The 23938-nt window shown below is 43.3% G+C and carries 21 protein-coding genes and 1 pseudogene; 16 read left to right on the top strand and 6 right to left on the bottom strand.

Annotation, left to right across the window (positions count from 1 at the left end; translation table 11 throughout):
* Positions 1 to 445: 445 nt before the first annotated feature.
* Together IHV80_RS09760 and IHV80_RS09765 are read left to right on the top strand one after the other, a co-directional pair.
* Positions 446 to 2095, top strand: a complete 1650-nt coding sequence (locus IHV80_RS09760) for a hypothetical protein (protein ID WP_192890785.1) — start codon at positions 446 to 448, stop codon at positions 2093 to 2095.
* Between the two features lie 78 nt (positions 2096 to 2173).
* Positions 2174 to 2431: pseudogene (locus tag IHV80_RS09765) on the top strand (transposase); the annotation flags it as partial.
* Positions 2432 to 2579: 148 nt separating this feature from the next.
* On the opposite strand, the gene IHV80_RS09770 reads toward IHV80_RS09765, so the two are convergent.
* Together IHV80_RS09770 and IHV80_RS09775 are read right to left on the bottom strand one after the other, a co-directional pair.
* On the bottom strand, positions 2580 to 2966 hold the full coding sequence (locus IHV80_RS09770; protein WP_192888901.1) for a DUF6575 domain-containing protein: 387 nt from the start codon (positions 2964 to 2966) through the stop codon (positions 2580 to 2582).
* Between the two features lie 311 nt (positions 2967 to 3277).
* Positions 3278 to 3907, bottom strand: a complete 630-nt coding sequence (locus IHV80_RS09775; protein ID WP_192888902.1) for a helix-turn-helix transcriptional regulator — start codon at positions 3905 to 3907, stop codon at positions 3278 to 3280.
* Between the two features lie 200 nt (positions 3908 to 4107).
* Here IHV80_RS09775 and IHV80_RS09780 point away from each other — a divergent pair, with 200 nt between their 5' ends.
* The 6 genes from IHV80_RS09780 (at position 4108) to cydC (ending at position 11947) form a co-directional block, all read left to right on the top strand.
* The gene (locus IHV80_RS09780; RefSeq protein ID WP_192888903.1) at positions 4108 to 5343 is read left to right on the top strand and encodes a dicarboxylate/amino acid:cation symporter; all 1236 of its coding nucleotides are present in this window, start codon (positions 4108 to 4110) and stop codon (positions 5341 to 5343) included.
* A gap of 9 nt (positions 5344 to 5352) precedes the next feature.
* Positions 5353 to 6540: a cystathionine beta-lyase gene (metC, locus tag IHV80_RS09785; protein ID WP_192888904.1), complete on the top strand. Its 1188-nt coding sequence runs from the start codon at positions 5353 to 5355 to the stop codon at positions 6538 to 6540.
* A gap of 41 nt (positions 6541 to 6581) precedes the next feature.
* Positions 6582 to 6956 (top strand): RidA family protein, encoded by a 375-nt coding sequence (locus IHV80_RS09790; RefSeq protein WP_192888905.1) that lies wholly within the window; start codon positions 6582 to 6584, stop codon positions 6954 to 6956.
* Between the two features lie 371 nt (positions 6957 to 7327).
* The gene (gene trxB, locus IHV80_RS09795; RefSeq protein ID WP_052879097.1) at positions 7328 to 8287 is read left to right on the top strand and encodes a thioredoxin-disulfide reductase; all 960 of its coding nucleotides are present in this window, start codon (positions 7328 to 7330) and stop codon (positions 8285 to 8287) included.
* A 161-nt stretch (positions 8288 to 8448) separates the two neighbouring features.
* Complete coding sequence (gene cydD, locus IHV80_RS09800; protein ID WP_192888906.1) at positions 8449 to 10233, top strand: heme ABC transporter permease/ATP-binding protein CydD; 1785 nt, start codon at positions 8449 to 8451, stop codon at positions 10231 to 10233.
* On the top strand, positions 10226 to 11947 hold the full coding sequence (gene cydC, locus IHV80_RS09805) for a heme ABC transporter ATP-binding protein/permease CydC (protein ID WP_192888907.1): 1722 nt from the start codon (positions 10226 to 10228) through the stop codon (positions 11945 to 11947). Before cydD ends, cydC begins: the two co-directional genes overlap by 8 nt.
* Positions 11948 to 12019: 72 nt before the next feature.
* Here the strand turns inward: cydC and nrdF are convergent, their stop codons facing one another.
* Genes nrdF through nrdH form a run of 4 tightly spaced genes read right to left on the bottom strand, consistent with a single transcriptional unit; the run spans position 12020 to position 15752 of the window.
* The gene (gene nrdF / locus IHV80_RS09810; protein WP_192888908.1) at positions 12020 to 12991 is read right to left on the bottom strand and encodes a class 1b ribonucleoside-diphosphate reductase subunit beta; all 972 of its coding nucleotides are present in this window, start codon (positions 12989 to 12991) and stop codon (positions 12020 to 12022) included.
* A gap of 16 nt (positions 12992 to 13007) precedes the next feature.
* Complete coding sequence (nrdE, locus tag IHV80_RS09815; protein WP_192888909.1) at positions 13008 to 15140, bottom strand: class 1b ribonucleoside-diphosphate reductase subunit alpha; 2133 nt, start codon at positions 15138 to 15140, stop codon at positions 13008 to 13010.
* A complete protein-coding gene (gene nrdI, locus IHV80_RS09820; RefSeq protein ID WP_192888910.1) occupies positions 15133 to 15531 on the bottom strand; it encodes a class Ib ribonucleoside-diphosphate reductase assembly flavoprotein NrdI in 399 nt (132 codons plus the stop codon). The genes nrdE and nrdI overlap by 8 nt, the downstream gene beginning before the upstream one ends.
* The gene (gene nrdH / locus IHV80_RS09825; protein ID WP_086713577.1) at positions 15528 to 15752 is read right to left on the bottom strand and encodes a glutaredoxin-like protein NrdH; all 225 of its coding nucleotides are present in this window, start codon (positions 15750 to 15752) and stop codon (positions 15528 to 15530) included. Before nrdH ends, nrdI begins: the two co-directional genes overlap by 4 nt.
* A 186-nt stretch (positions 15753 to 15938) precedes the next feature.
* On the opposite strand from nrdH, the gene IHV80_RS09830 reads away from it, so the two are divergent.
* The 8 genes from IHV80_RS09830 to IHV80_RS09865 all read left to right on the top strand — a co-directional run bounded on the left by IHV80_RS09830 (position 15939) and on the right by IHV80_RS09865 (position 23864).
* The gene (locus tag IHV80_RS09830) at positions 15939 to 16307 is read left to right on the top strand and encodes an iron-sulfur cluster assembly accessory protein (protein ID WP_192888911.1); all 369 of its coding nucleotides are present in this window, start codon (positions 15939 to 15941) and stop codon (positions 16305 to 16307) included.
* Between the two features lie 2 nt (positions 16308 to 16309).
* Positions 16310 to 17788, top strand: a complete 1479-nt coding sequence (gene sufB, locus IHV80_RS09835) for a Fe-S cluster assembly protein SufB (protein WP_192888912.1) — start codon at positions 16310 to 16312, stop codon at positions 17786 to 17788.
* Positions 17789 to 17790: 2 nt separating this feature from the next.
* Entirely contained in the window at positions 17791 to 18537 is a 747-nt protein-coding gene (sufC, locus tag IHV80_RS09840; RefSeq protein ID WP_192888913.1) for a Fe-S cluster assembly ATPase SufC, read from the top strand.
* On the top strand, positions 18512 to 19783 hold the full coding sequence (sufD, locus tag IHV80_RS09845) for a Fe-S cluster assembly protein SufD (RefSeq protein ID WP_192888914.1): 1272 nt from the start codon (positions 18512 to 18514) through the stop codon (positions 19781 to 19783). The genes sufC and sufD overlap by 26 nt, the downstream gene beginning before the upstream one ends.
* Positions 19776 to 21008, top strand: coding sequence for a cysteine desulfurase (locus IHV80_RS09850; RefSeq protein ID WP_192888915.1), 1233 nt, complete (start codon positions 19776 to 19778; stop codon positions 21006 to 21008). The genes sufD and IHV80_RS09850 overlap by 8 nt, the downstream gene beginning before the upstream one ends.
* A 3-nt stretch (positions 21009 to 21011) precedes the next feature.
* Entirely contained in the window at positions 21012 to 21431 is a 420-nt protein-coding gene (sufE, locus tag IHV80_RS09855; RefSeq protein ID WP_192888916.1) for a cysteine desulfuration protein SufE, read from the top strand.
* Between the two features lie 302 nt (positions 21432 to 21733).
* Positions 21734 to 22186, top strand: a complete 453-nt coding sequence (gene azu / locus IHV80_RS09860) for an azurin (protein ID WP_192888917.1) — start codon at positions 21734 to 21736, stop codon at positions 22184 to 22186.
* 268 nt (positions 22187 to 22454) lie between these two features.
* The gene (locus tag IHV80_RS09865) at positions 22455 to 23864 is read left to right on the top strand and encodes a hypothetical protein (protein ID WP_192888918.1); all 1410 of its coding nucleotides are present in this window, start codon (positions 22455 to 22457) and stop codon (positions 23862 to 23864) included.
* The last annotated feature ends 74 nt before the right edge of the window (positions 23865 to 23938 follow it).

A 23938-nucleotide genomic window follows, 5' to 3' on the forward strand; every position in this document is an offset into this window, starting at 1 on the left:
AGCGTTTGAGCGGGTCTGAACAATGGAGGTTGCTTCAAAATCATCGGCATGTATTCACAAATATTAGGCGTTCATCGCCAACACGTTTATGCCCCTTTATCAGTCTCGCCAAAAAGCCTACGTTCTCGGTCGGGTGGATTTTGACCAAATATAAATAATCTGACACCCAAACCTCACAAAGTACGAAAAATGGGTGTCATAGTACCGTTCTTGGCTTAAATGAACTCGCTAATTTTTGTCATGTAAATAGATTTAAAAGCGTTACAAACTTTCAAGACTGCATTGAATTATATTGCCTTGATCAAGTGTTTAAAATCTTCGCTAAGAGCGTTTGAGATGCTTTAAAGGCAGTTTTTGATAGCTAACTCACACGTTTTACATAATAGGAATAATGAGCATCGATTTTTGGTATGCTCTTTTTTATTTTTTATGAAAGTAGACTCTTATGAGATATCAATCTGCCCCCGTCATTCCAGAAGAAAGACAAGAAACCACAAGAGAACGTGCTGCTCGTCAACGTCAAGAGCATCAAGAAGAGTTGAGATATACCGCGAGCGATGAGAAACGATGGAAGGAGAATCGTGAAAGGGTTCTTCGAGATAGACAAGAGGCGGGGTTAGGTCAAATCTCTGAACCAGAGCCAGTATTGACCCTTCCCTTAGCGAAAGATGAACAGCTACGCCAGTATTGTTCAAAGTTCGATAACTTTATTTTCTTTTTTCCCAACTCACCAAACTTTGGCGAGCAAGGAATCAACCTTAGAGCAATTAACGAATTCAAAAGCTACTTCAATAAACCACCAAAAATCATCATTCTCACGGACGATGACGAAGAAAGCACGGGCTTTACTCAGACAGTTAGCTTTAAAGCCAAGTGGAAAGACGGCTATGAAATGAGAAGTCAACTGCACTCGTTTTATCAAGAATTTGGCGGGGAAGGAGCGACAGTCGAGAACAATGTAACAAACCAAACCGTACTTAAGCTTGCATCTAACATTGAAGGTTGTCCAACTAATGCGTCTGAGCTAGGTGAGGCGTTAACAGCGTTTAGTGAGGGTCAAGCGGTTGTTTACACAATGTCCGATGACACTCACGGTCCAGAAAAAACGGGATTGTTTGAAAACTATTCGGAATACCCACTTGAAGACACGTTTACGTTCGTTCTCACTCAAGAAGGTAAAGATACCGCACAAGATAAGTTTAAGAAGCTTTGCCCTGACTGGGAAGAACAATCGTATGATTTTGAAAGACTAATCGATAAAAAAACGCATCAAGGTAAAAGCTTATTGTTGTCAGGTGCGAGAGATTCTTACGCACAGGTTGCAGACTATGAAACCGGTGAGGTTATTGAGGTGCACATGAGGGATAAAGATCATAAGCCCGATAAACGCACAATCTATGAAAATGGTAAAGAAAAAGACTACCCATGCGGCGTCGATGACAACGCAATTTATCGAACATTGATTTCCAACAATGCGATAAAAGAGTCTGAGTTATCTCAAGCTATCCAACGAGGGCTTAACTCAATACTGAATCACGACCAACTCTACCTTGTTTACAACTATGGTTATCATCAGGTACCAGCAGAACATCGGCAAGATCTGATTGAAACACAACACTACGCCTTCGAAAACTTGAGTAAGAAAGCCGTTGTACTTGTTGTGGGAGACAAACACATCCCTGACTTGGGCTCTTACGATTCTATCTCCATTGATAGCCCTGATTTGATTGAAGCTCTCAACAGTCGTGCAGATAGATCTCTGTTTGTAACAGTAGGTAGATTGCCAGCTAATGTAAATAACTATCTGATAAAGAGAGTTAATCTAGTTTTAGCTGAAGGAAAAGGTTCAATATCAATTGCTCAAGAGTTCGGCGTCGATTATGTCATTCTTCCTCAAGAAAGCGGTCTAAAAACGGACTACCACCCTTCTGGAAAAGAGTTAATAGAATGCTCAAATGGTTTATATAACCCTAGTGAAGGTGCGACACTACTTAGAAAAATAGCAGAGGGTGCCTATGCTTCATCATATAAAGCAATGTGTAGCGATCAAAGCCTGGTATTAGAAACCTTCTCGGGCTTGTATCAAAGCATTTAGAGGCGTTGTCGACTAAATCAGTTGAACCTTTCCCCAATCCAGTGACCTGATCCCATGTAGTAGAAGCATAGTGATGTTATGGGTAAGTCAAAAAAGAAGATAACTAACTGGAATGAATACGATGAAGCCTTGTGCAAACGAGGTTTAGTAACGTTTTGGATTGACGACTCGGCCGTTGAAGCGTGGCAATGCAAGAGCCATCATGGCAAACATGGTAGAGGCTTTCAATTTTCTGATACTGCGATTGAAACAGCATTGATGAATATCCCTTTGCGTTCCCCTGACTACACCAGTATCAGCAAGCGTTCAAAGACCGTTCAGGTAAAATACAAGAATAAATCTGATCTGACCCAGTTAGACTGGACACTAAGCTAAGCGACTTTTACCATACTTTTAATAATTCATGTTTTACTAAATTAGTAATATTGCTAAAACGGAATTGTCCAATTGTGAGTTTAAGAGGCCTTAACTCCCCTTGTGCAAACTAAAACATACAAGCTTCTTCAAGGTCGATTTCATAATCAACAGACGGCAGGTTTACTGACTGTTTATTCGTAGCATTCAGTAGTTCAACTTTAGCGGGCTTCCCTACTTCGTTTGTATAGATAGTCGCTAGATAAAGCTTATCTGAACGGTGAAACGCATCGTGAAAGCTCACTCCTTTGTTTAGCAGGCTGGCCAGCAATGGTTTGGTTACCGGAATGTAAGCCCACTTAATGCACTGGCCGTTGTCGTAGTCCCCACTCCAATACACCATAAACCTTTGAGTGTTTTCATTCTTAACCGAGAAGCACTTCGGCCCTAAGACGTCTTGATACACTTCCAGTAGTTCCAATTTACCTAGCTGAGTGCCTGTTGGGAGTAAGTTCATGCTCGTTCCTCATATTTCTAACGTTGCTATCAAACATTCCGCGTAATCTTATAATTAAACACTGTTTTTATATACAGCTATTTCGACGTATTTTGATATACCCGTTCGAAATCGGAACGGCGGCAGCAACAATCCTTGAAGAAGACGATGGTTTAGCCGATCTTTCAGCCACGAAAACGTTTGTCTCCAATAAATTCTAATCTAGAATTTCTCATTGGTTTTTATATTTAAAAACCAATAAGTTATACACATCACATGCTAGAAATGGCAATTAACTTGAACCTTCACAGCGAGTTAGAAGCGAATCGTCATTACTTAAGCTGTTGCAAGTATTTATAGGCGGTAGGTTCAGATATGTTTAATTTATTAGCAATTTTTCCAACAGCTCCCTTTAATAAAAATATCCCTTCATTATTTAGATCCGTAACAATAGCAATTTTGTCTTCCTTCGATAGTTCAGATAGCGTTACAGGGTAAGCTTCAATTACTTTATCGATACGAATATCAACCATCTCAGGGATACTAACTCCAATATGCTCATCAACACTATTGTCTTCCTCATTTGGCACATAACCAGCAAGAAACGAGTCAATAAATTTCTTAGCATTTAAAAACTGCTCTACAACCATGTTGATACACAAAGCACCAACAATTCTCTTATTCTCGTCACGAATATAAAGAGTTGCGCATTTTAACTTTTTACCGTCCTTCGACAGACCTACATAGTTGTATTCATAATCAACCGAATTAGCTGTCGCTATTGATTTGACTACAAGGTTGGTCACAGGATCTCCAACCACCCTACCGCTTATATGTCCATTTCTAAGCTTGTATATGGATGACTCTATATCTCTGAGATCGTGTAACACTACTTCGACATTTTCTCCCAAAAAGTCAGCAAGCATATCAACAATCGGTTCATACGGGACTAAGTAGTTCATTAAATCGCTCCATTTCTTCAGTTAATAAAAAATTATCATAAAAATTGATCCAATACATTAAATTATAAAAAATTATCCAAAAATACCACTTTAGAGATCAAAATCACTGTTTGCTTATAATTTTTTCTCCATAATCACCCCAAATTCAAGTATGCGTATAATTTATTATTACCCCTAATTACCAACAAGAGTGAAACATTATGTTAAAAAAGCTAGAGCCTTACCGCTCATCAATAGTCTTACTATTGGCGCTTATTATTGGCGCAATCTTTGGAATTACTGCACCAGAACTTGCACTTAAGGTAAAACCAATAGGTCAAATTTTTCTTAACCTTTTATTTATGGTCATCGTTCCTTTAGTTTCACTTAGTGTTATGTCTTCAATTGCGGGCATGACTGACTTGAAGAAACTTGGCAAGATTCTAGGCTTAGTACTGGCGATTTCAATTGCGATGGCATTTTTCCCATCACTGGGAATTGTTGGTATAGCTCAGCTGTTTGACCTATCTCAAGGCGTGACCATCGACTTAAGCCAAGAATTTACAGGCGGTGCAGGTGGCATGGATTTTGTCAGCATGTTTACGACCAACGACTTTGTAGGCTTATTATCGAAATCGAACATTCTTGCGCTTATTATCATGTCTGTACTGGCGGGAATTGCGATTAGCCAAGCCGGTGAGCAAGGTAAGAAAATTGCTGAGTTAGTTGATGCAGCTAACGCTATAGTGATGAACATCGTTGGCCTTATTATGAAACTCGCTCCTGTCGGCCTTGGCGCATTCTTTGCTGCAACAATGGCATCTCAAGACAGTTCAATCTTAGCTCCTCTTGCTACAGTTATCGGCCTACTGTGCGGATACATGGTTATTTATTACGCAGTTGGCGCAACTGTCTACTCATACATCGGTGGTGGCACTAATGGCGTTAAGCAGTTCTGGAAATACGCAGCTGCCCCATCAATTACAGCGCTAGGTACGTGTTCTTCTCTTGGCACTCTACCAGTCACTATCAAAGCGGCTGACAGTATGGGTATCAAAAAAGAAATATACGATATCTGTATCCCACTCTTCGTAAACCTTAATAAATCCGGCGTTGCTATTACTGCGGCAATCAAAGTGGTCTTTATCTACGCAGTTTTAGGGCTTCCGTTTAGTTTTGATGTATTCGTTATGACCATGGTTATTGCTGTGCTATCGGCAATCATCATCGGTGGTGTACCGGGCGGCGCTTTCTTAGGTGAGATTTTCATTGTCACTACGCTCGGCCTTCCACTTGAAGTAATTCCAGTACTCGTAGTAATCGGCACTATATGTGATGCACCTGCAACAGTACTCAACGTTGTGCACGACATTAACGCAACACAAATCGTAGAACGCTTCATGGGTAAAGAAAAACAACCTCAAGAACTATCACAACCTGCTGAACAATTGGCATAGGATAAAAAAATGACTAGTAAACATATCGAAACAAAATTAGTTACCGCAGGTCGCAAACCTCGTTTTCAACAAGGTTCTGTAAACGCTGTAGTTCAACGTGCATCGTCACTTGTGTTTAACAGTGTTAAAGAGAAAAAAGACGCAACAGCAAACCGTGCAAAAGGTGAATTATTCTATGGACGTCGCGGCACTCTGACTCACTTCTCTCTACAGGATGCTATGTGCGAGCTAGAAAATGGTGCGGGTTGCGCGCTATACCCATGTGGTGCAGCTGCCGTAACAAATTCTATATTGTCATTCGTTGCCTCGGGCGATCACGTTCTTATGACGGGTGCCGCTTATGAGCCAACTCAAGATTTCTGCAATATCATTCTTAAAGACATGGCTGTAGAAACAACATACTACGACCCAACAATTGGTTCTGAAATTGCTGACTTAGTAAAACCTAATACAAAAGTAGTTTTCTTAGAGTCACCAAGTTCAGTAACTATGGAAGTTCAAGACATTCCAGCTATTGTCAAAGCGGTTCGCGCTGTATCTGAAGAAGTCGTTATTATGATCGACAACACTTGGGCTGCAGGTATTCTATTCCCTGCACTGGAATTCGGTATCGATATTTCAATTCAAGCTGGCACTAAATACATCGTTGGCCACTCAGACGCAATGTTGGGTACGGCCGTAAGCAACGAGCGTTGTTGGGATCGTTTACGTGAGCGTTCTTACCTTATGGGTCAGATGGTTGATGCAGATACAGCTTACACCGCTTCACGTGGTTTACGTACTATGGGAATTCGTTTAGCTCAACACGAGAAAGCTAGTATCGAAGTGGCTAAATGGTTAACGGAACGCCCAGAAGTTGCAACAGTTAACCATCCTGCACTACCAAGCTGTAAAGGTCATGAATTCTACGTTCGCGATTTCAAAGGCTGTAATGGTCTATTCAGCTTCGTCCTAAATAAAAGACTCAGCCAAGAAGAACTTGAAGAATATTTAGACAATTTTAAACATTTCTCAATGGCATATTCATGGGGCGGTTACGAGTCGTTGATTCTTGCTAATCAACCTGAAGAGCTGAATGCTATTCGCCCTGCAAACCCTGTTGATTTTGAAGGTACTTTAGTACGAATCCATGTAGGTCTAGAAAACGTATCCGATCTTATTGAAGATCTAGAAAACGGCTTCACGCGCATTTATTAATTATTTTTCACATCATCACACGATGATATTTGGGAGTTTTCATGGAAATTGTATTCTCGACACAAGCACCTGCAGCAGTCGGCCCTTTTTCTCAAGCTATCAAGTCTAACGGTATGCTTTACCTTTCTGGTCAGCTACCTCTAGACCCAGAAACAATGAAGTTTTCTGCTAGTAACGTGACGGGGCAAGCTGAGCAAATTTTCCGTAATATAAGTTCCGTTATTGCGGAAGCTGGCTGCGAAAAAGAGAGCATTGTTAAAACGACAGTATTCTTGTCTGATATGAATAATTTTGCTGAGTTCAATGCCGCTTACTCTGAGTTTTTTGGCGAACATAAACCGGCCCGTTCATGCGTAGAGGTTGCTCGTTTACCATTAGATGCTCTAGTAGAAATAGAATTGATCGCAGAGCTTTAATTATCATTGGTAACAGACGATTCAAAGCCTCGCAAATGCGAGGCTTTTTCAATCTAGCTGTCTGCTTTAGACCATGTCAACACAAGTAACTCGACAACAAAGTTTAGTCCTATCCCCTTACGTTCCAAAATTTCTTGGTTAAGGCAAATTTCACCGCAATAAGCCACTATATGTCCATGCGACATTAAGACTCACTCAACGCATTAATAATGCAACATCCCTTGATGTACCTAAGTTCCTAAAAATAGCTTATGTTCTAACCTATAACGATTAATTACACTTCTGCCCTTGTTTACACTTTTATTGCCTCCATATTTTCCATACAATCCTAAGCGATTATAAATTAAAACAAATTCAATTTCGGAGTCCTCATGAGCGACGTAAAGCACTGTAATTTATTGATTCTTGGTTCTGGCCCTGCTGGCTATACAGCTGCAGTTTACGCTGCTCGTGCAAACCTAAACCCAGTACTTGTTACAGGTATGCAGCAAGGTGGTCAGCTTACAACTACTACAGAAGTAGAAAACTGGCCGGGTGATGCGGAAGGTTTAACAGGCCCAGCACTGATGGATCGCATGAAAGAGCACGCAGAGCGCTTTGAAACAGAGATCCTGTTCGACCACATTAACGAAGTAGACCTATCAAACCGCCCTTTCCGTCTTAAAGGCGATTCTGGCGAGTACACGTGTGATGCATTGATCATCTCAACGGGTGCATCAGCTAAGTACCTAGGTTTAGAATCTGAAGAAGCATTCAAAGGCCGCGGCGTTTCTGCTTGTGCAACGTGTGATGGTTTCTTCTACCGTAACCAAAAAGTGGCGGTTGTAGGTGGTGGTAACACCGCTGTTGAAGAAGCACTTTACCTATCTAACATCGCATCTGAAGTTCATCTAGTTCACCGCCGTGACACGTTCCGCGCTGAAAAGATTCTAGTGAAACGCTTAATGGACAAAGTAGAGAACGGCAACATTGTTCTTCACACTGATCGCACGCTAGACGAAGTTCTGGGCGACGACATGGGTGTGACTGGCGTTCGTATTAAAGATACTCAGTCTGACAAAACAGAAGATATCGACGTAATGGGCGCATTCATTGCTATCGGTCACCAACCGAACACGGAAATCTTCAAAGGCCAAGTAGACATGAAAGATGACTACATCATCGTTCAGTCAGGTCTTGAAGGAAACGCGACACAGACAAGCATCCCAGGCGTATTCGCTGCGGGTGACGTAATGGACCACAACTACCGTCAAGCAATTACCTCTGCGGGTACGGGTTGTATGGCTGCATTAGACGCAGAACGCTTCCTAGATGGCCTTAACGATAAGTAAATCTGAGTTTGCAGATTTGATTATCGAAGCCCTCGCACCAATAGATGCAGGGCGTCATCACATTTTGTTATAAATCCCTAGAGCCCAGTGGTATATCCACTGGGCTTTCTTTTGTATACTAGCCGCCCTCAACGAATAATAATTATCATTAAGCCTTCATAATGGATAAGAAAAAACAACGCAGCTTGAATAAGTGGCTTAAGCAACAGAGCAGTTTAGCGAAACGCTGGCTCATGATTGCGATTGGCCTTGGCGTACTCTCAAGCGTGTTTTTAATTGCTCAAGCAGCTCTTCTCGCCTCTATTCTTCACCAGCTGATCATCGAGAATGTCGATAAATCTGAACTGGTTGGTCATTTCGCTGGCTTGGCATTATCGGTCGTTGGCCGAGCTGGCTGTACATGGGGACGTGAAATCGCTGGCTATCGCTGCGGTGAACAGGTTCGTATTTACATCAGGCAGCTCATTCTCGATAAATTACGAGAGCTTGGCCCTGCCTATATCAAAGGTAAACCTGCAGGTACTTGGGCAACCTTGTTGTTAGAGCAAGTAGAAGACATGCAAGATTTCTTCTCTCGCTACTTACCTCAGATGTCTCTGTCAGTGATGATTCCGTTTATCATTCTTGTGGTCGTGTTCCCAATCAACTGGGCGGCAGGTTTGATCTTCTTGATTACCGCACCACTGGTACCGATGTTCATGGCACTTGTCGGCATGAAAGCCGCAGACGCAAACCGTAAAAACTTCAAAGCGCTTCAACGTCTTTCAGGTCACTTTTACGACCGTTTGCAGTCAATGACAACCATTCGTCTATTTGATCGCACGAACGCTGAAACAGAGGTACTTAAAGGTGCTTCAGAAGTGTTCCGAACTCGTACTATGGATGTGTTGAAAATCGCTTTCTTGTCTTCTGCGGTTCTTGAGTTCTTCACCTCAATCTCAATTGCGATGACGGCTGTTTACTTTGGTTTCACCTACATTGGTGAGCTTAACTTCGGTCACTACGGTGCAGGCATTACGCTATTCGCAGGTTTGTTTATCCTTATCTTGGCGCCAGAGTTTTACCAACCTCTGCGTGACTTAGGTACTTTCTACCATGCGAAACAACAAGCGGTTGGCGCTGCTGAAAGTATTGTTGAGTTCCTAGAAACGGACATTACTAAAGTTAAATCAGGTGACACTCAACTCGATTCAGCTCAAGGCATCAATATTGAAGCTCAAGATCTAAAAGTGTTAAGCCCTGAAGGTGTTCAATTAGTTGGCCCTATCTCGTTTGCATTGAACACTCGTCAATCGACAGCACTTGTCGGCCCAAGTGGTGCGGGTAAAACCAGCTTGATCAACGCCATCCTTGGTTTCATGCCTTATGAAGGAAGCTTGAAAATCAATGGTATTGAACTGCGTGACTTAGACTTGGCATCTTGGCGTAAAGCCATTAGCTGGGTTGGTCAAAACCCATTACTACTGCATGGCACCATTCGTGACAACGTCACGCTAGGTAAGCATGATATCACTGACCAAGTTGTCGAGAATGCACTTGAGCAATCATTTGCTAGTGAATTTGTAAACGAGCACGGCTTGGATTACATGGTCTCTGATCGTTCTGGCGGCTTGTCTGTTGGTCAATCACAGCGTTTGGCGTTAGCTCGTGCAATGATTCAAGACGGTCAGTTCTGGTTGTTAGATGAACCGACTGCCAGCCTAGATACTCGTAGCGAACAGTTAGTGATGAAAGGCATCAATAGCAACATTGAAAGCCGCACTGCACTGCTTGTGACGCACCAACTCGCTCCTCTTAAATCAGTCGATAATATTCTGGTTATGCGCGATGGTGGTCTGGTTGAACAAGGTCATTACTCTCAGCTTTCAACTGCGGGTGGTTTGTTCGAAGAGATGCTTAACGCGAACTTAGCTCAACAAGATAATAAGGGTAATTTAGATGCGTGATTTACTGCCTTACCTGAGACTCTATAAAAAGCATTGGTTCGGCCTGTCACTAGGCATGCTATTGGCTTTTGCTACTCTGTCGGCTTCTATCGGCTTGTTAACGCTGTCGGGTTGGTTTATTTCAGCTTCTGCGGTTGCGGGCCTTACGATTGCGCGTGAAACCTTCAACTACATGCTGCCGGGTGGCGGTGTACGTGGTTTAGCAATGAGCCGTACTGCGGGTCGTTGGGGTGAACGTGTTGTCAGCCACAATGCAACATTCAAACTGTTAACTGATTTACGTATTTTCTTCTTCAAGAAGCTGGCTCCGCTGATCCCAGGCCGTATTTCAAACCTTCGTGACGCCGATCTACTGAACCGTTTGGTTGCCGATGTCGACGCAATGGATCACGTGTACCTGCGCTTAGTCAGCCCAGTGACGGTTGGTGTGTTCGGGATTTTCTTCCTGACTCTGTTCTTGATGTGGTTCGATTCTTCCCTTGGTTTGATCTTGGGTTCTATCCTTCTGATCATGCTTTTGGTTTGGCCAATCTTGTTCTACAAGCTGGGTAAGCGTAACGGCGGTGAACTGACACAAAACAAAGCTGATCTTCGTGTGACTACGCTAGATTGGATTGAAGGCTACAGCGAGCTGACTCTGTTCGGTGCTGAAGAGCGTTACCGTAATGCGATTCTAGAGACTCAACGAAAGTTGATGGCGAATCAGTTTGTGAATGCCAACCTAACCGGTATGGCGTCAGCAGCTCTGATGTTGTTCAACGGTCTGACGCTTGTTCTTATGCTTTGGCTTGCTGCTGACGGCGTTGGTGGTAATGCACCAGACCCGTTCATCGCGCTAATGGCGTTCGCAACCATGGCAAGCTTTGAACTGCTGATGCCGATTGCAGGCGCGTTCCAGCATTTAGGTCAAACCCTGTCTTCTGCGCGTCGCTTGAACGAAGTTATTCTGTCAGAGCCTGAAGTTCAGTTTGCTGAAGAGAAACTCGACATCAGCAAGCCGCTGGATATTACGTTCTCAAACGTAACGTTCAACTACCCTGATTCTGAGCGCAGTGTTCTGAACGCTATTGACCTAACGATCCCTGCCACGAACAAGGTTGCGATTGTTGGCCAAACAGGTTCTGGTAAATCGACTCTGATTCAGCTTCTGACTCGCTACTGGGATCCTAAAAAGGGTTACATCTCTATTGCAGGTATTGAACTGACGCAGTGGAATGAATCGCAACTTCGTGAATCGATCAGTGTAGTAAGCCAACGTGTCGACATTCTAAATGGTACTTTGCGTGACAACTTGTTGATTGCAAGACCAGAAGCAACCGATGATCACTTAGCAAATATCCTAAAAGACGTGGGTCTTGAAAAGCTGCTTGAGAACAACGCGCTTGATAGCTGGTTAGGTGACGGTGGTCGTCAACTGTCTGGTGGTGAGAAGCGCCGTATCGGCATCGCACGTGCGATTCTTCATGACGCCCCTATTCTACTTCTAGATGAGCCAACAGAAGGCTTAGATAAGCAAACAGAACACAGCATCATGACGCTGTTTGAGAAGCACTTCGAAGGCAAGACGGTTATCTTCATCACTCACCGCTTGATTGGATTGGAATCGATGGACTCTATCGTTCTGATTGAACAAGGCGAGATTGTTGAAAATGGCTCTCACGAGAAGCTGTTAAACGAAGAAGGACGTTACTTCCAACTTCGTCAGGCAATTTAGTACCTTGTAGGTTATAAAGAAAGCCCTTCCCCTCTATATAAAAATCCGAGTATTGCTACTCGGATTTTTTATTTAGAAGTTCCAATCGTCGTCTTCGGTAGCAACGGCTTTACCTATGACATAGGACGAGCCAGAACCTGAGAAGAAGTCATGATTTTCATCAGCATTTGGCGAGAGTGCTGCCATAATTGCTGGATTGACCTGACATAATTCATCAGGAAAGAGAGCTTCGAACCCTAAATTCATCAGGGCCTTGTTGGCGTTATAATGTAAAAAGTGCTTCACATCTTCAGTTAACCCAACTTGATCATAGAGCGATTCTGTATATTGGGTTTCAATTTCATACAAAGAAAACATCAGCGAATAGGCTTCATCCTTGACTCTCGCCTGTTCATTTTCATCAAGCTCCTGAAAGGCGAGTTGGAATTTGTATCCGATGTAATAGCCGTGAATAGCTTCGTCTCGAATAATCAGGCGAATTAAGTCTGCTGTATTCGTCAATTTTGCTCGGCTCGACCAATGCATAGGCAAATAAAAACCTGAGTAAAACAAGAAGCTTTCGAGAAACACGCTAGCAACCTTTTTCTTAAGCGGGTCACCTTCAGATAAGTAATCTTCTAGAATCAACTTAGCCTTTAGCTGAAGTAGAGGGTTCTCTTCAGCCCAACGAAATGCTTCATCAATTTGTGGCGTGGTACACAACGTTGAAAATACCGAAGAGTAGCTACGGGCGTGTACAGCTTCCATAAAAGCGATATTGGTTAATACGGCTTCTTCGTGTGGCGTTCGAGCATCTTCCATCAAGGCAGGAGCCCCTACCGTATTTTGAATCGTATCGAGTAACGTCAGTCCAGTAAACACGCGAACTGTCAGTGCTTGTTCGTCTTCGGTTAACTGTTTCCATGTCTGAATATCATTCGACAGCGGCACCTTTTCGGGAAGCCAAAAGTTCACCGTCAGACGATTCCAAATCTCTAGATCTTTGTCATCGATCATACGATTCCAGTTAATCGCTCGTACTGGACCTGATTCCATCTGTTTCATTGCATTTATCCCTTTCTTACAGTGAGCAAGACACACAGCCTTCGACTTGAGTGCCTTCAAGCGCTTTCTGTCGCATACGGATGTAGTAAAGCGTCTTAATTTTCTTTTTCCATGCATAGATCTGAGCTTTATTGATGTCTCGCGTCGTGACCTCGTCATCAAAAAACAGCGTTAGTGACAAGCCCTGATCGACGTGCTCTGTCGCTGCGGCATAAACATCGATAATCGCTTTAGGACCAATGGCGTAGGCATCACGGAAGTACTCTAAGTTGTCATTATTTAGATAAGGCGCAGGGAAATAAACTCGACCAATTTTACCCTCTTTTCGGATCTCTACTTTAGCGGTCACGGGGTGAATAGACGCCGTAGAATCGTTGATGTAACTAATAGATCCTGTCGGTGGGATCGCCTGTAGGTTTCGATTGTACAGGCCAGAGCTCATCACAGTTTGTTTCAGCTCTTCCCACTCAGGTACTGTTGGTATACGTATATCTAGGCGATCAAATAGCGCTTTGATGACTTCCGATTTTGGAGAGAAATCTTGCTCTAGATATTTATTGAAGAACGATCCGTCGCTATAAGTGGAGTTTTCAAATCCCTTAAACATACTCTTTTTCTCTTGAGCCAGTTTATTAGACGCAACGAGGCAGTGGTACAAGATGCAGGCAAAATAACTGCCTGTGAAATCAATCGCTTCAGGGGAATCATAGTGAATTCGCTCGCGCGCTAAGAAGCCGTGTAGGTTCATTTGACCCAAACCAATCGCGTGACTTTCATCATTACCTTTTCTGATCGACGGCACACTGTTGATAGCACTCATCTCTGACACAGCGTTCAAGGCTCTAATAGCGGTATCTACCGTTTGAGGTAACTGTCCGCCATCCAACGCTTTGGCGATATTAATCGAACCGAGGTTACATGAGATATCACGCCCAATATGACTGTAGTTCAAGTCGTCATCGAAGCTCGACACCTCATTCACTTGAAGGATCTCAGAACATAAATTGGACATGTTGATACGACCCTCTATCGGGTTGGCTTGGTTCACCGTATCTTCAAACATGATGTATGGGTAGCCAGATTCAAATTGAATCTCTGCGAGTGTTTGGAAAAGGCCTCGCGCGTTGATCTTTCCTTTACGAATTCTTGGGTCGTCCACCATTTCATGATACTTCTCAGTAACGCTGATCTCAGAAAAAGGTACGCCGTAGACACGCTCTACATCATGGGGAGAAAACAGGTACATATCCTTATTTTGTTTGGCTAATTCCAACGTAATATCAGGAATCACCACCCCAAGACTCAATGTCTTAATTCGAATTTTCTCATCGGCATTTTCTCTCTTAGTATCAAGAAATTGCATAATATCAGGGTGATGAGCATTAAGATAAACAGCGCCAGCTCCTTGCCTTGCGCCTAACTGGTTAGCATAGGAAAAGCTGTCTTCGAGTAGCTTCATCACCGGCACTACACCAGAACTTTGGTTCAAAATCCCTTTAATTGGCGCACCCTGTTCTCTCAGATTGCTAAGAAGAAGCGCGACACCACCACCGCGACGAGACAACTGCAACGAAGAGTTTATTGCGCGACCAATACTTTCCATGTTGTCTTCAATTCTCAACAAAAAGCATGAGATCAATTCGCCGCGACTCTTTTTTCCTGAGTTGATAAAGGTAGGAGTTGCGGGTTGGAAGCGTTGGTGGATGATCTCTTCCATCAGTGCGAGAGCAAAATCACTGTCACCTCGCGCCAATAGGAGTGCCGTCATAACAACTCGATCTTCGAACCTTTCAAGGTATCTCTTGCCATCTCGTGTCTTCAGAGCATAGGAAGTGAAGAATTTATAAGCGCCTAAGAAAGTACGGAAACGAAACTTGATTTGATAAGCTTGTTGCCAAATTTGATGGAGAAAGCTGCGGTCATATTGCTCAATGACTTCCGTCTCGTAATAGCCTTCCCTAAGGAGATAGTCGATCTTCTCGTCCAAGTTATGGAAAAAGACCGTATTTTGATTCACGTGTTGTAAGAAAAATTGGCGAGCAGCTTGCTTATCTGCTTCAAATTGAATCGACCCTTGATCATCGAGCAGATTCAACATCGCATTTAGAGCATGGTAGTCAAGAGACTCATTCTCGAAGTGGTTATCCATGATGTTTCCAAAATTGTTTTAACCCGTTACGAACGATTTCAACATCGGTCTGGGTTCCTGATAGTTCGAAACGATATAAGAGTGGGACATTGCACTTTTCGGCGACAATCGCGCCACCACGAGCAAATAGCGCCCCAAAGTTTCGATTTCCCGTTGCAATCACACCTTTAATCAATGAGCGATTTTTCGGGTTATTCAATATGCGTATGATAGATTTAGGTACAGCTCCCCGTCCCTCGCCATCAGCATAAGTTGGGCATATGAGTACGAATGATTGTTCAATCTCGAGCAGCCCTTCATCGTCCTCAATAGGAAGCCTAATTGCTGACATTCCTAACTGTTCTACAAATCGCTTTGTATTTCCTGAGGCACTCGAGTAGTAAACAATCATTGTCCCAAAGAACTAATCATGTCAGGCCTAAAGCCCGACCAGTGCCGATCATTGGCAACAACCACTGGTGCCTGTCGATAACCCATTGATTGAATCCTCTCCATTGCTGCTTCATCGAGTGTCAAATCAACAACAGTATGCTCGATGCCTTTGCTCTGTAATGCCTTCACTGTCGCTGTGCATTGAACACATTGTGGTTTCGAGTAGACGACGATATCCATATAGTACAACCTCACTTAAATCTTAATGATAACCATTATCAAATATAACTTAGCACATATAGTATTTATAGATCTAATTTTGTCAATATATTGGTCTGCACACCAAAAACCCTAGACAATACATGGTTGATATACAAATGATAATCAATATCATTTAATCGAAGTGATCAACTATGGAGCAGTAAGGTGAGTATTCCGAGTTCTGGTTCTAACGAAATATCAATACATGACATGCAGTGGCAAGGCGTCACTTTGAGTGCCACCGCGGCGCAGAGAATTGTGCAGTTATCCGGTGGTAAACAACATTTTCACCTGACCGTTAAACCCTCTGGTTGTACAGGTTTTGCGTATGTTGTGACGCTGATAGACGCCCCATCCGATAACGATATCAAGTATGAGTCACATGACATCGTATTCTTTGTCGCGTTGAAGGCTCTACCTATGGTCGATGGCACTGAGATTGATTTTGTACGTCAAGGGCTGAATAGCAATTTTGTATACAACAACCCCAAAGTAAAAAATCTTTGTGGATGTGGTGAGAGTTTTGGAGTTTAAGCATGTGTGCAGTTGAAACGCAGCCTGAAGTTGAAGATATGCTGCAAAGCACTCACTATCGTGAAGGTTTTTACACAGAGCTATCTTCAGATACTTTATCAAAAGGGATTAATGAACAGGTTGTTCGAGCAATATCTGCAAAACGTAACGAGCCGGAATGGATGTTGGAATTTCGCCTGAAAGCGTTCAAACAGTGGCTAGAAATGGAAGAGCCACATTGGCTCAAAGCCGACTACCCTGAGCTTAATTACCAAGATTACAGTTACTATTCTGCGCCGAGCTGCTTGAGTTGTGACAATGCTCCTAACGGTGAAAGTGCCCGTGACGATGGTTCAAATGAGTTCTTAACCGAAGAAGTAGAAACAGCATTTGAAGCGCTCGGCGTCCCTGTTAGGGAAGGTTCTGAAGTTGCTGTAGATGCCATTTTTGATTCGGTTTCTGTCACCACTACTTATCGAAAAGAACTTCAAAAGCTAGGGATTATCTTCTGTTCATTTAGTGAAGCTATTCAAGAATACCCAGACCTTGTTCAACAATATTTGGGCACGGTCGTCCCACCAAAAGACAACTTCTTTGCTGCATTGAATGCCGCCGTCGCCTCTGATGGCACTTTTGTCTACATTCCTAAAGGCGTGAGATGCCCCAGAGAACTCTCAACCTACTTTAGAATCAATCAAGCGAAAACAGGCCAATTTGAACGCACCATTCTCGTCGCCGATCAAGATTCTTACGTAAGCTACATTGAAGGCTGCTCTGCTCCTATGCGAGACAGCTATCAACTCCACGCCGCGGTCGTAGAGGTGATCATTCATAAGAACGCTGAGGTTAAATACTCTACTGTACAAAACTGGTTTTCTGGCGAAGAAGGCTCCAAAGGCGGGATTCTTAACTTTGTAACCAAGAGAGCTGTTTGTGAAGGTGACCACAGCAAAATGTCTTGGACCCAATCCGAGACAGGCTCTGCAATTACTTGGAAATACCCAAGCGTCATTTTAAAAGGTGACTATTCTGTCGGCGAGTTCTTCTCTGTCGCTCTTACCAATGGGGTTCAGCAAGCAGATACCGGAACTAAAATGATCCATATCGGAAAACACACGCGTTCTACGATCATCTCAAAAGGGATCTCCGCAGGCAAAAGCCAAAACAGCTACCGCGGGTTGGTTAAAGTGACTTCCAACGCTGAAGGGGCTAGAAACTTCACCCAGTGTGATTCCATGTTAATTGGAGATGAATGTGGCGCACACACCTTCCCTTATATCGAAGTAAAAAATCCATCCGCTCATGTTGAGCACGAAGCCACAACATCTCGAATTGGCGAAGACCAACTCTTTTACTGTGTCCAGCGAGGCATCAGTGAAGACAACGCTATTTCAATGATTGTGAATGGCTTTTGTAAAGACGTATTTTCAGAATTACCTCTCGAATTCGCTGTTGAAGCCCAGAAGCTTTTATCAATCAGCCTCGAGCATAGTGTGGGATAGACATGTTAGAAATTAAAGATTTGCACGTTAGCGTTGAAGAAAACGCTATCCTAAAGGGCATTAACCTAACCGTTAAACCAGGTGAGGTTCACGCGATTATGGGGCCAAATGGTTCAGGAAAAAGCACACTATCGGCGACACTAGCAGGCAAAGACGATTACCAAGTCGACAGCGGTGAAATTATTTTTAAAGGTCAGGATCTCACTGAACTTGATCCAGAAGAGAGAGCTGGTGAAGGCGTATTTTTGGCTTTCCAATACCCCGTTGAAATTCCTGGGGTGAGCAACAAACTGTTTCTCAATACCGCACTCAACGAGATTCTCAAATACCGAGGCCTAGAACCTATTGACCGCTTTGACTTTGAAGACCTGCTCGAAGAAAAAGCACAATTGTTGAAAATGCCTCCACTCCTATTGCAACGCTCCGTTAATGAGGGCTTTTCAGGTGGCGAGAAAAAGCGCAATGATATCTTGCAAATGGCTGTACTTTCCCCCGATCTTTGCATACTTGACGAGACCGATTCAGGCCTTGATATTGATGCGCTGAAGGCAGTGTCAGAAGGTGTGAACGCGCTACAGAATGAGCAGCGAGCCTTTATTCTGATTACACACTATCAACGAATCCTCAACTACATCAAGCCCGATTTCGTCCATGTGTTATACAAGGGGAAAATCGTAAAATCTGGCGACCATACGTTAGCTCACGAGTTAGAGGAGAAAGGCTATGGATGGATCATTGATGAAGAATAAGCTCTCATTGCTTGATTCATTTCAAACCCTTGTTCAACCGAATGAGTGGCAGAATAAGCAATGGTCTAAATTGCTTGGTGTCGGCCTCCCTTCTTCTAAACATGAAGACTGGAAATACACACCGTTCAACCGTTTAGAACAGCTTGAGCTAATAAGGGCACCAGCACAACCTGCAGCGAATACGCCATACAATGAATTCAGCTTGGACATTGACGCTTATCGACTCGTTTTCGTAGACGGATACTTCTCTGCAAGATACTCAGACTGGGTCCCAAAAGTACGAGTGACACCGATCAGTGCGCTGTCACCAATCGAAACCGACGAATTATCGCGTTCGATAAAGCCGGATGCTTTTACTTACATTACTGATGCCACCGCTTCGTGTGGCGTATTAATCGAAGTGGAAGCCAACACGCAGATTTCAAAGCCGATATACCTACTGCATGTTAATTCAGGCAAGCAAGGGGATGTATCGAGCTACAGAAACCACATTGAAGTTGCTGAACATTCGGAAATCAACGTCATCGAACACCATGTTTCTCAAGGTGACAGAGGCGCGGTTACGTTATCTCGTTTAACTCAGCATATTGGTTGCGGCGCACATTATCACCACACAAAGATAGTCGAAGAGTCCTCGACGCAACACCATTTTGGTCATAATGATATAACGATTAGTGCGCATGCGAGTGCCCACTCCTGTTGTATGCTCTATTCGGGTCAGCTTATCCGCCACCAGGTCAGTAGTGTACTCGCCGGAGAACAGGGCTTTGTGTCTATGGACAGCGTATCATTACCTCAATCTGAAGAGATCTTCGATACACGTACATACCTTAAACACAATGCTCCGCACTGTGTAAGTGAACAAAATCATAAAATTATCGCTCGTGAACTATCTAAATCTGTATTTGATGGAATGATTTACGTTGACCCTGTGGCACAAAAAACAGACGGGCAAATGAATACTCACAGTCTGATCCTCGGCGACTACGCTCAAGTGAATTCCAAACCACAATTAGAGATCTATGCCGACGACGTAAAGTGCAGTCACGGTGCTACCACCGGACAAATTGACCCAAATCAGATCAATTACTTACGCTCAAGAGGCATCCCAAAACAGCGTGCCGAACATATGATTACGTCAGCCTTTGCTATTGAAGTGGCCGAAAGAATCAAACATCCGGCACTAAGACAATATGCGATAGATAAAATAAACGCATCACTTAATAAAGAGAGCGACCATGATTGATTCTATTGTAACGGCAAGTCCTTGGTTTAGTGACTTCCCTGCCTTAAAAACTCAAGTTTACGACAAGCCCCTGGTCTATTTAGATAGCGCTGCTACTGCTCAAACACCTCAAGTAGTGATCGACCGCATGACGCAGTTCTATCAACATGATTACGCCAGTGTTCATCGCGGTGTCCATTTCTTAAGCTCTAAAGCTACCGAAGAGATGGAACTGGTCAGAGAAAAAGTGGGCCACTTTATTTCAGCAAAATCACACGAGAATATTGTTTTTACCAAAGGCACCACCGAAGCCATCAACCTTGTTGCCAACAGTTATTTACGACCAAGGTTAAAACCGGGCGACGAAATAATTGTGACCGAGATGGAGCACCACGCCAACCTTGTCCCTTGGCAACTGCTCTCTGAAATTTATGATGTCACCATTCGTGTTTGGCCCATGGCGGAGAATGGTTATTTGAATCTAAATGACCTTGTCTCTTTGATGAACAGCAAAACCAAGCTGCTTGCGATCAGCCACGTTTCCAATGTTCTGGGGCGAATCAATCCGATTAAGACCATTGTCAAGACCGCACATAAAGCAAAAGTACCGGTGTTGGTCGATGGCGCTCAAGCTGTCATGCATCAAGAAGTCAATGTGACCGATCTAGGTTGTGATTTCTACGCATTCTCTGGTCATAAACTGTATGGTCCTACAGGAATCGGCGTGCTTTATGCGAAAAAGGAACATCTGAATAGTATGGTTCCTTGGGAAGGCGGCGGTGCGATGATCGATCAAGTGACATTGCCTCTGGGTACATCATTTGGTCAGGCGCCTTGGAAGTTCGAAGCAGGTACGCCAAACATTGCAGGGATTTTAGGTTTAGGGGCAGCAATAGACTATCTAGAAGCGATTGGCTTCAAAGAAATCTCAGCCTACGAAAAGAGCATTATGTACTATCTGGTTAATAGCATTAAACAGCTCCCTGAAATAGATCTTTATGGCGATGATGAAAATCGAACCGGTCTGTTGGCGTTTAATATGAAAAATCAGCACTCATTCGATGTCGGCTCATTCCTAGATAGATATGGAATTGCGATTCGTACCGGCCACCACTGTGCAATGCCCCTGATTAAACGCCTTGGCCAGAACTCGATCTGTAGGGCGTCGATAGGCATGTATACCGGGCCAAAAGATGTAGACGCGCTCTGCCAAGCGTTAAAACGCATTAGCCAACTATTAAGGTAACGTATGACCCCTGACAAGCTTAAACGAAATTTCGACCGATGCGCCGACTGGGAAGAGCGTTATCTGTACCTCATTGAGTTGGGAGAGAGATTACCTGCTTTCCCAACAACGCAGTTAGATAATGATTACCTTATTGCTGGCTGTCAGAGTAATGTGTGGCTGGATCTCGCTATTAATGAGGAAGGTCAGATATCAATTAAGGCAAGCAGTGACTCATCTTTGGTCAAAGGTTTGCTTGCGCTCGTCCTCATTGCATACAACGAACAGAAAGTCAGTGATGTTTTGAGCTTCGACATCAAAACTTGGTTTACTCAACTGGATTTGCAATCTCAACTAAGCCCTAGTCGCAACCAAGGTTTAGAAGCTATCGTAAAACACATACTCAACCAAGCACAAACGGTGCAGCCTCAATACGAGTCATAACATTCGTGTTTAACAAGGCTGCTTGTCTGGCTAATCCTAAACAAGCAGTCATCATTAAATTAAGTTGCTACCCTACCTAATCCATCGATAGTGCAAGCAACAATGATTACGTCATCAAATCTAAAGTGAATATGTCACAGAAGTTTGTCTTCTCTCACGGTATTATTTTCTAACAAATATAAAGCAATGAGTTGCTTATAGTTCAGGCTGTAGCACGTTTCTACGTTCACCTTTCGAAGATAATACGTATCGATCGTTCTTAAGGAATCACCTACCCCAAAAACAGTAATGGAGAACAGCGTATGTCTTTACGATTAATCGCAACCACTATAGCCCTTTTCGGTGCGAGTTTTACCGCTCAAGCAGCTTCTGAGTGTGAAATATCAATCGATGCCACTGACCAAATGCAATTTTCAACTGACACCTTAAGTGTGCCCGCTAGCTGTAAAGAAGTGACTCTCACACTTAACCACACTGGGTCTATGCCTGCACAATCAATGGGACACAACGTTGTTATCACAGACACGGCATCAGTCCAAGCCGTTGGTATTGATGGTATGTCCGCAGGTATCGGCAATAACTACGTTAAACCAGATGATGAGCGTGTATACGCATTTACAAGAGTCATCGGCGGGGGTGAATCGGCCTCAGTCACATTCAGTACCGAAAATATGAAAGCCGGTGGTGACTACTCATTCATTTGTTCTTTTCCTGGCCACTGGGCAATCATGAAAGGTAAGTTTGAATTTAAATAGACGAACGAAACGAAGTTCAGACATTTACTCAAACAGCATAAGTAAAACCATTCAAAGCCCGAGTTTATACTCGGGCTTTTTTATGTCTGTGACTCTGATATCGAACAACCCAGACCAATAATTAAAATCAATACCACACCATTCATTTGTAAGTACCACTAATACATTACTTACAAAAGCCAACACACAACTTACAAACGCTTACTAAGAGCAAATACCATCTCTAGTAACATGCAGGCTTTATAGCTTGCAGATAACTTGGTCCCCTATGGTATACAAACTCACAATTCCAACTATTGTTCTCACTACGATGCTCACTGCGTGCGGCGGCAGTAGCGACAGCAATAACACTAGCGCTTCAAAGAATGTCATCGATGCATCAAGCGCAAAATCCGTTGTTACCTTAGGGAGCAACTATTCACTACACTTGAGTGTCAAGTCGATTGCACTAGGCACAGACAAAAACGTGAACATTGATATTACTCAGTACGGTAATACACAAAAAGCGAGCGGTAATTTCGCACAAGTTCACGGCATTCCTGAGCGCAATTACAAAACCCAAAGCGATGCTGATATCACCTTCTCAGTCACGGCGACAAACTCATCAGGCAAAACGTTCGATGTTGAAAACTTCGATATTTACTACGAAAACTTTAACTCAACATCGACACCTGAAAAACTTGCTATCGCTGAAGTTGAAAACAATATAAACAACGTTGTTCGATGGAAACAAGCCGATACTGTCACTATCAACAAGCAATTCATTACTGATAGTACGGGCGTCAAATTTAACATCGATCAGATGAGACCGATGAACCTCTATGTTCGTGTGGGCAACACTTTGAGTAATGGTATTCAATTTGTTCCATCCTTCGCTCAAAGTGCATCAGAGACGTTTGCACGTGTACCAACGAGTGATTGCTCTGTTATCTCAAACACAACAGGTGACCTGCTCACGAACGGCATCAAACAACAGACGTGCGTAGAAGCACACGGTTATAAGATTCCACTCTTGATTGAAGACCAGTCAAAAAATAACGGTGCAGCCAAGGTCACACACGTTAAGAACATCATGCAGTACTACCTTGATAACTTCCCAGCAGAAGTGACTAAGGCTATTTACGACAGTAAAGCGACCATGGGTTTCTTTTACGATGACGATTGGTCTGACAGAGATGGCGGTGACTTCTTAGATGAGAATTACCGTTTCCAAGATCTATTTGCGACAGAAACCACTGACACAACAACAGGTGAGAACAAACCGGATTTAGTGACTCAAAGAGACGCTGCATTTGAAGAGATCATTCACTTTGTGCACGATTACGGTGTGATGAACTTAGCGGTACAATCATTTTCATCGAAATGGGCGGAGATGCAAAAAGAGTTAGATGTATTGAATGAGAAAGCGATTCTTGCAGGCTCTTACTTTCCGAACGGAAAAGACTCGACGATTGTAGAAGCTGACCTAGACGCAGAGTCGTACGACCAAGAATACCTAGCCTACTCTCTGTATGCCTACTACGACGTGAACTACAAAGGCTACCGTGCTCAAGAGCTAAGTTCTGCAACATTCACAGAGCTGCAAGCGAGCGACCCTGCGATGGTTAAATTTATGGAGCAGTACTTCCCTACTCGTGCAGCACTTAAAGCTAAGTTCCCAGGTTATCCGAACAACTAGTTTGGATTCATAACTCTAACTAGCACGCACAAAAAAACCGAATGTGATAATCACATTCGGCTTTTTGATAACGT

Source organism: Vibrio bathopelagicus (assembly GCF_014879975.1).
GTDB lineage: Bacteria > Pseudomonadota > Gammaproteobacteria > Enterobacterales > Vibrionaceae > Vibrio > Vibrio bathopelagicus.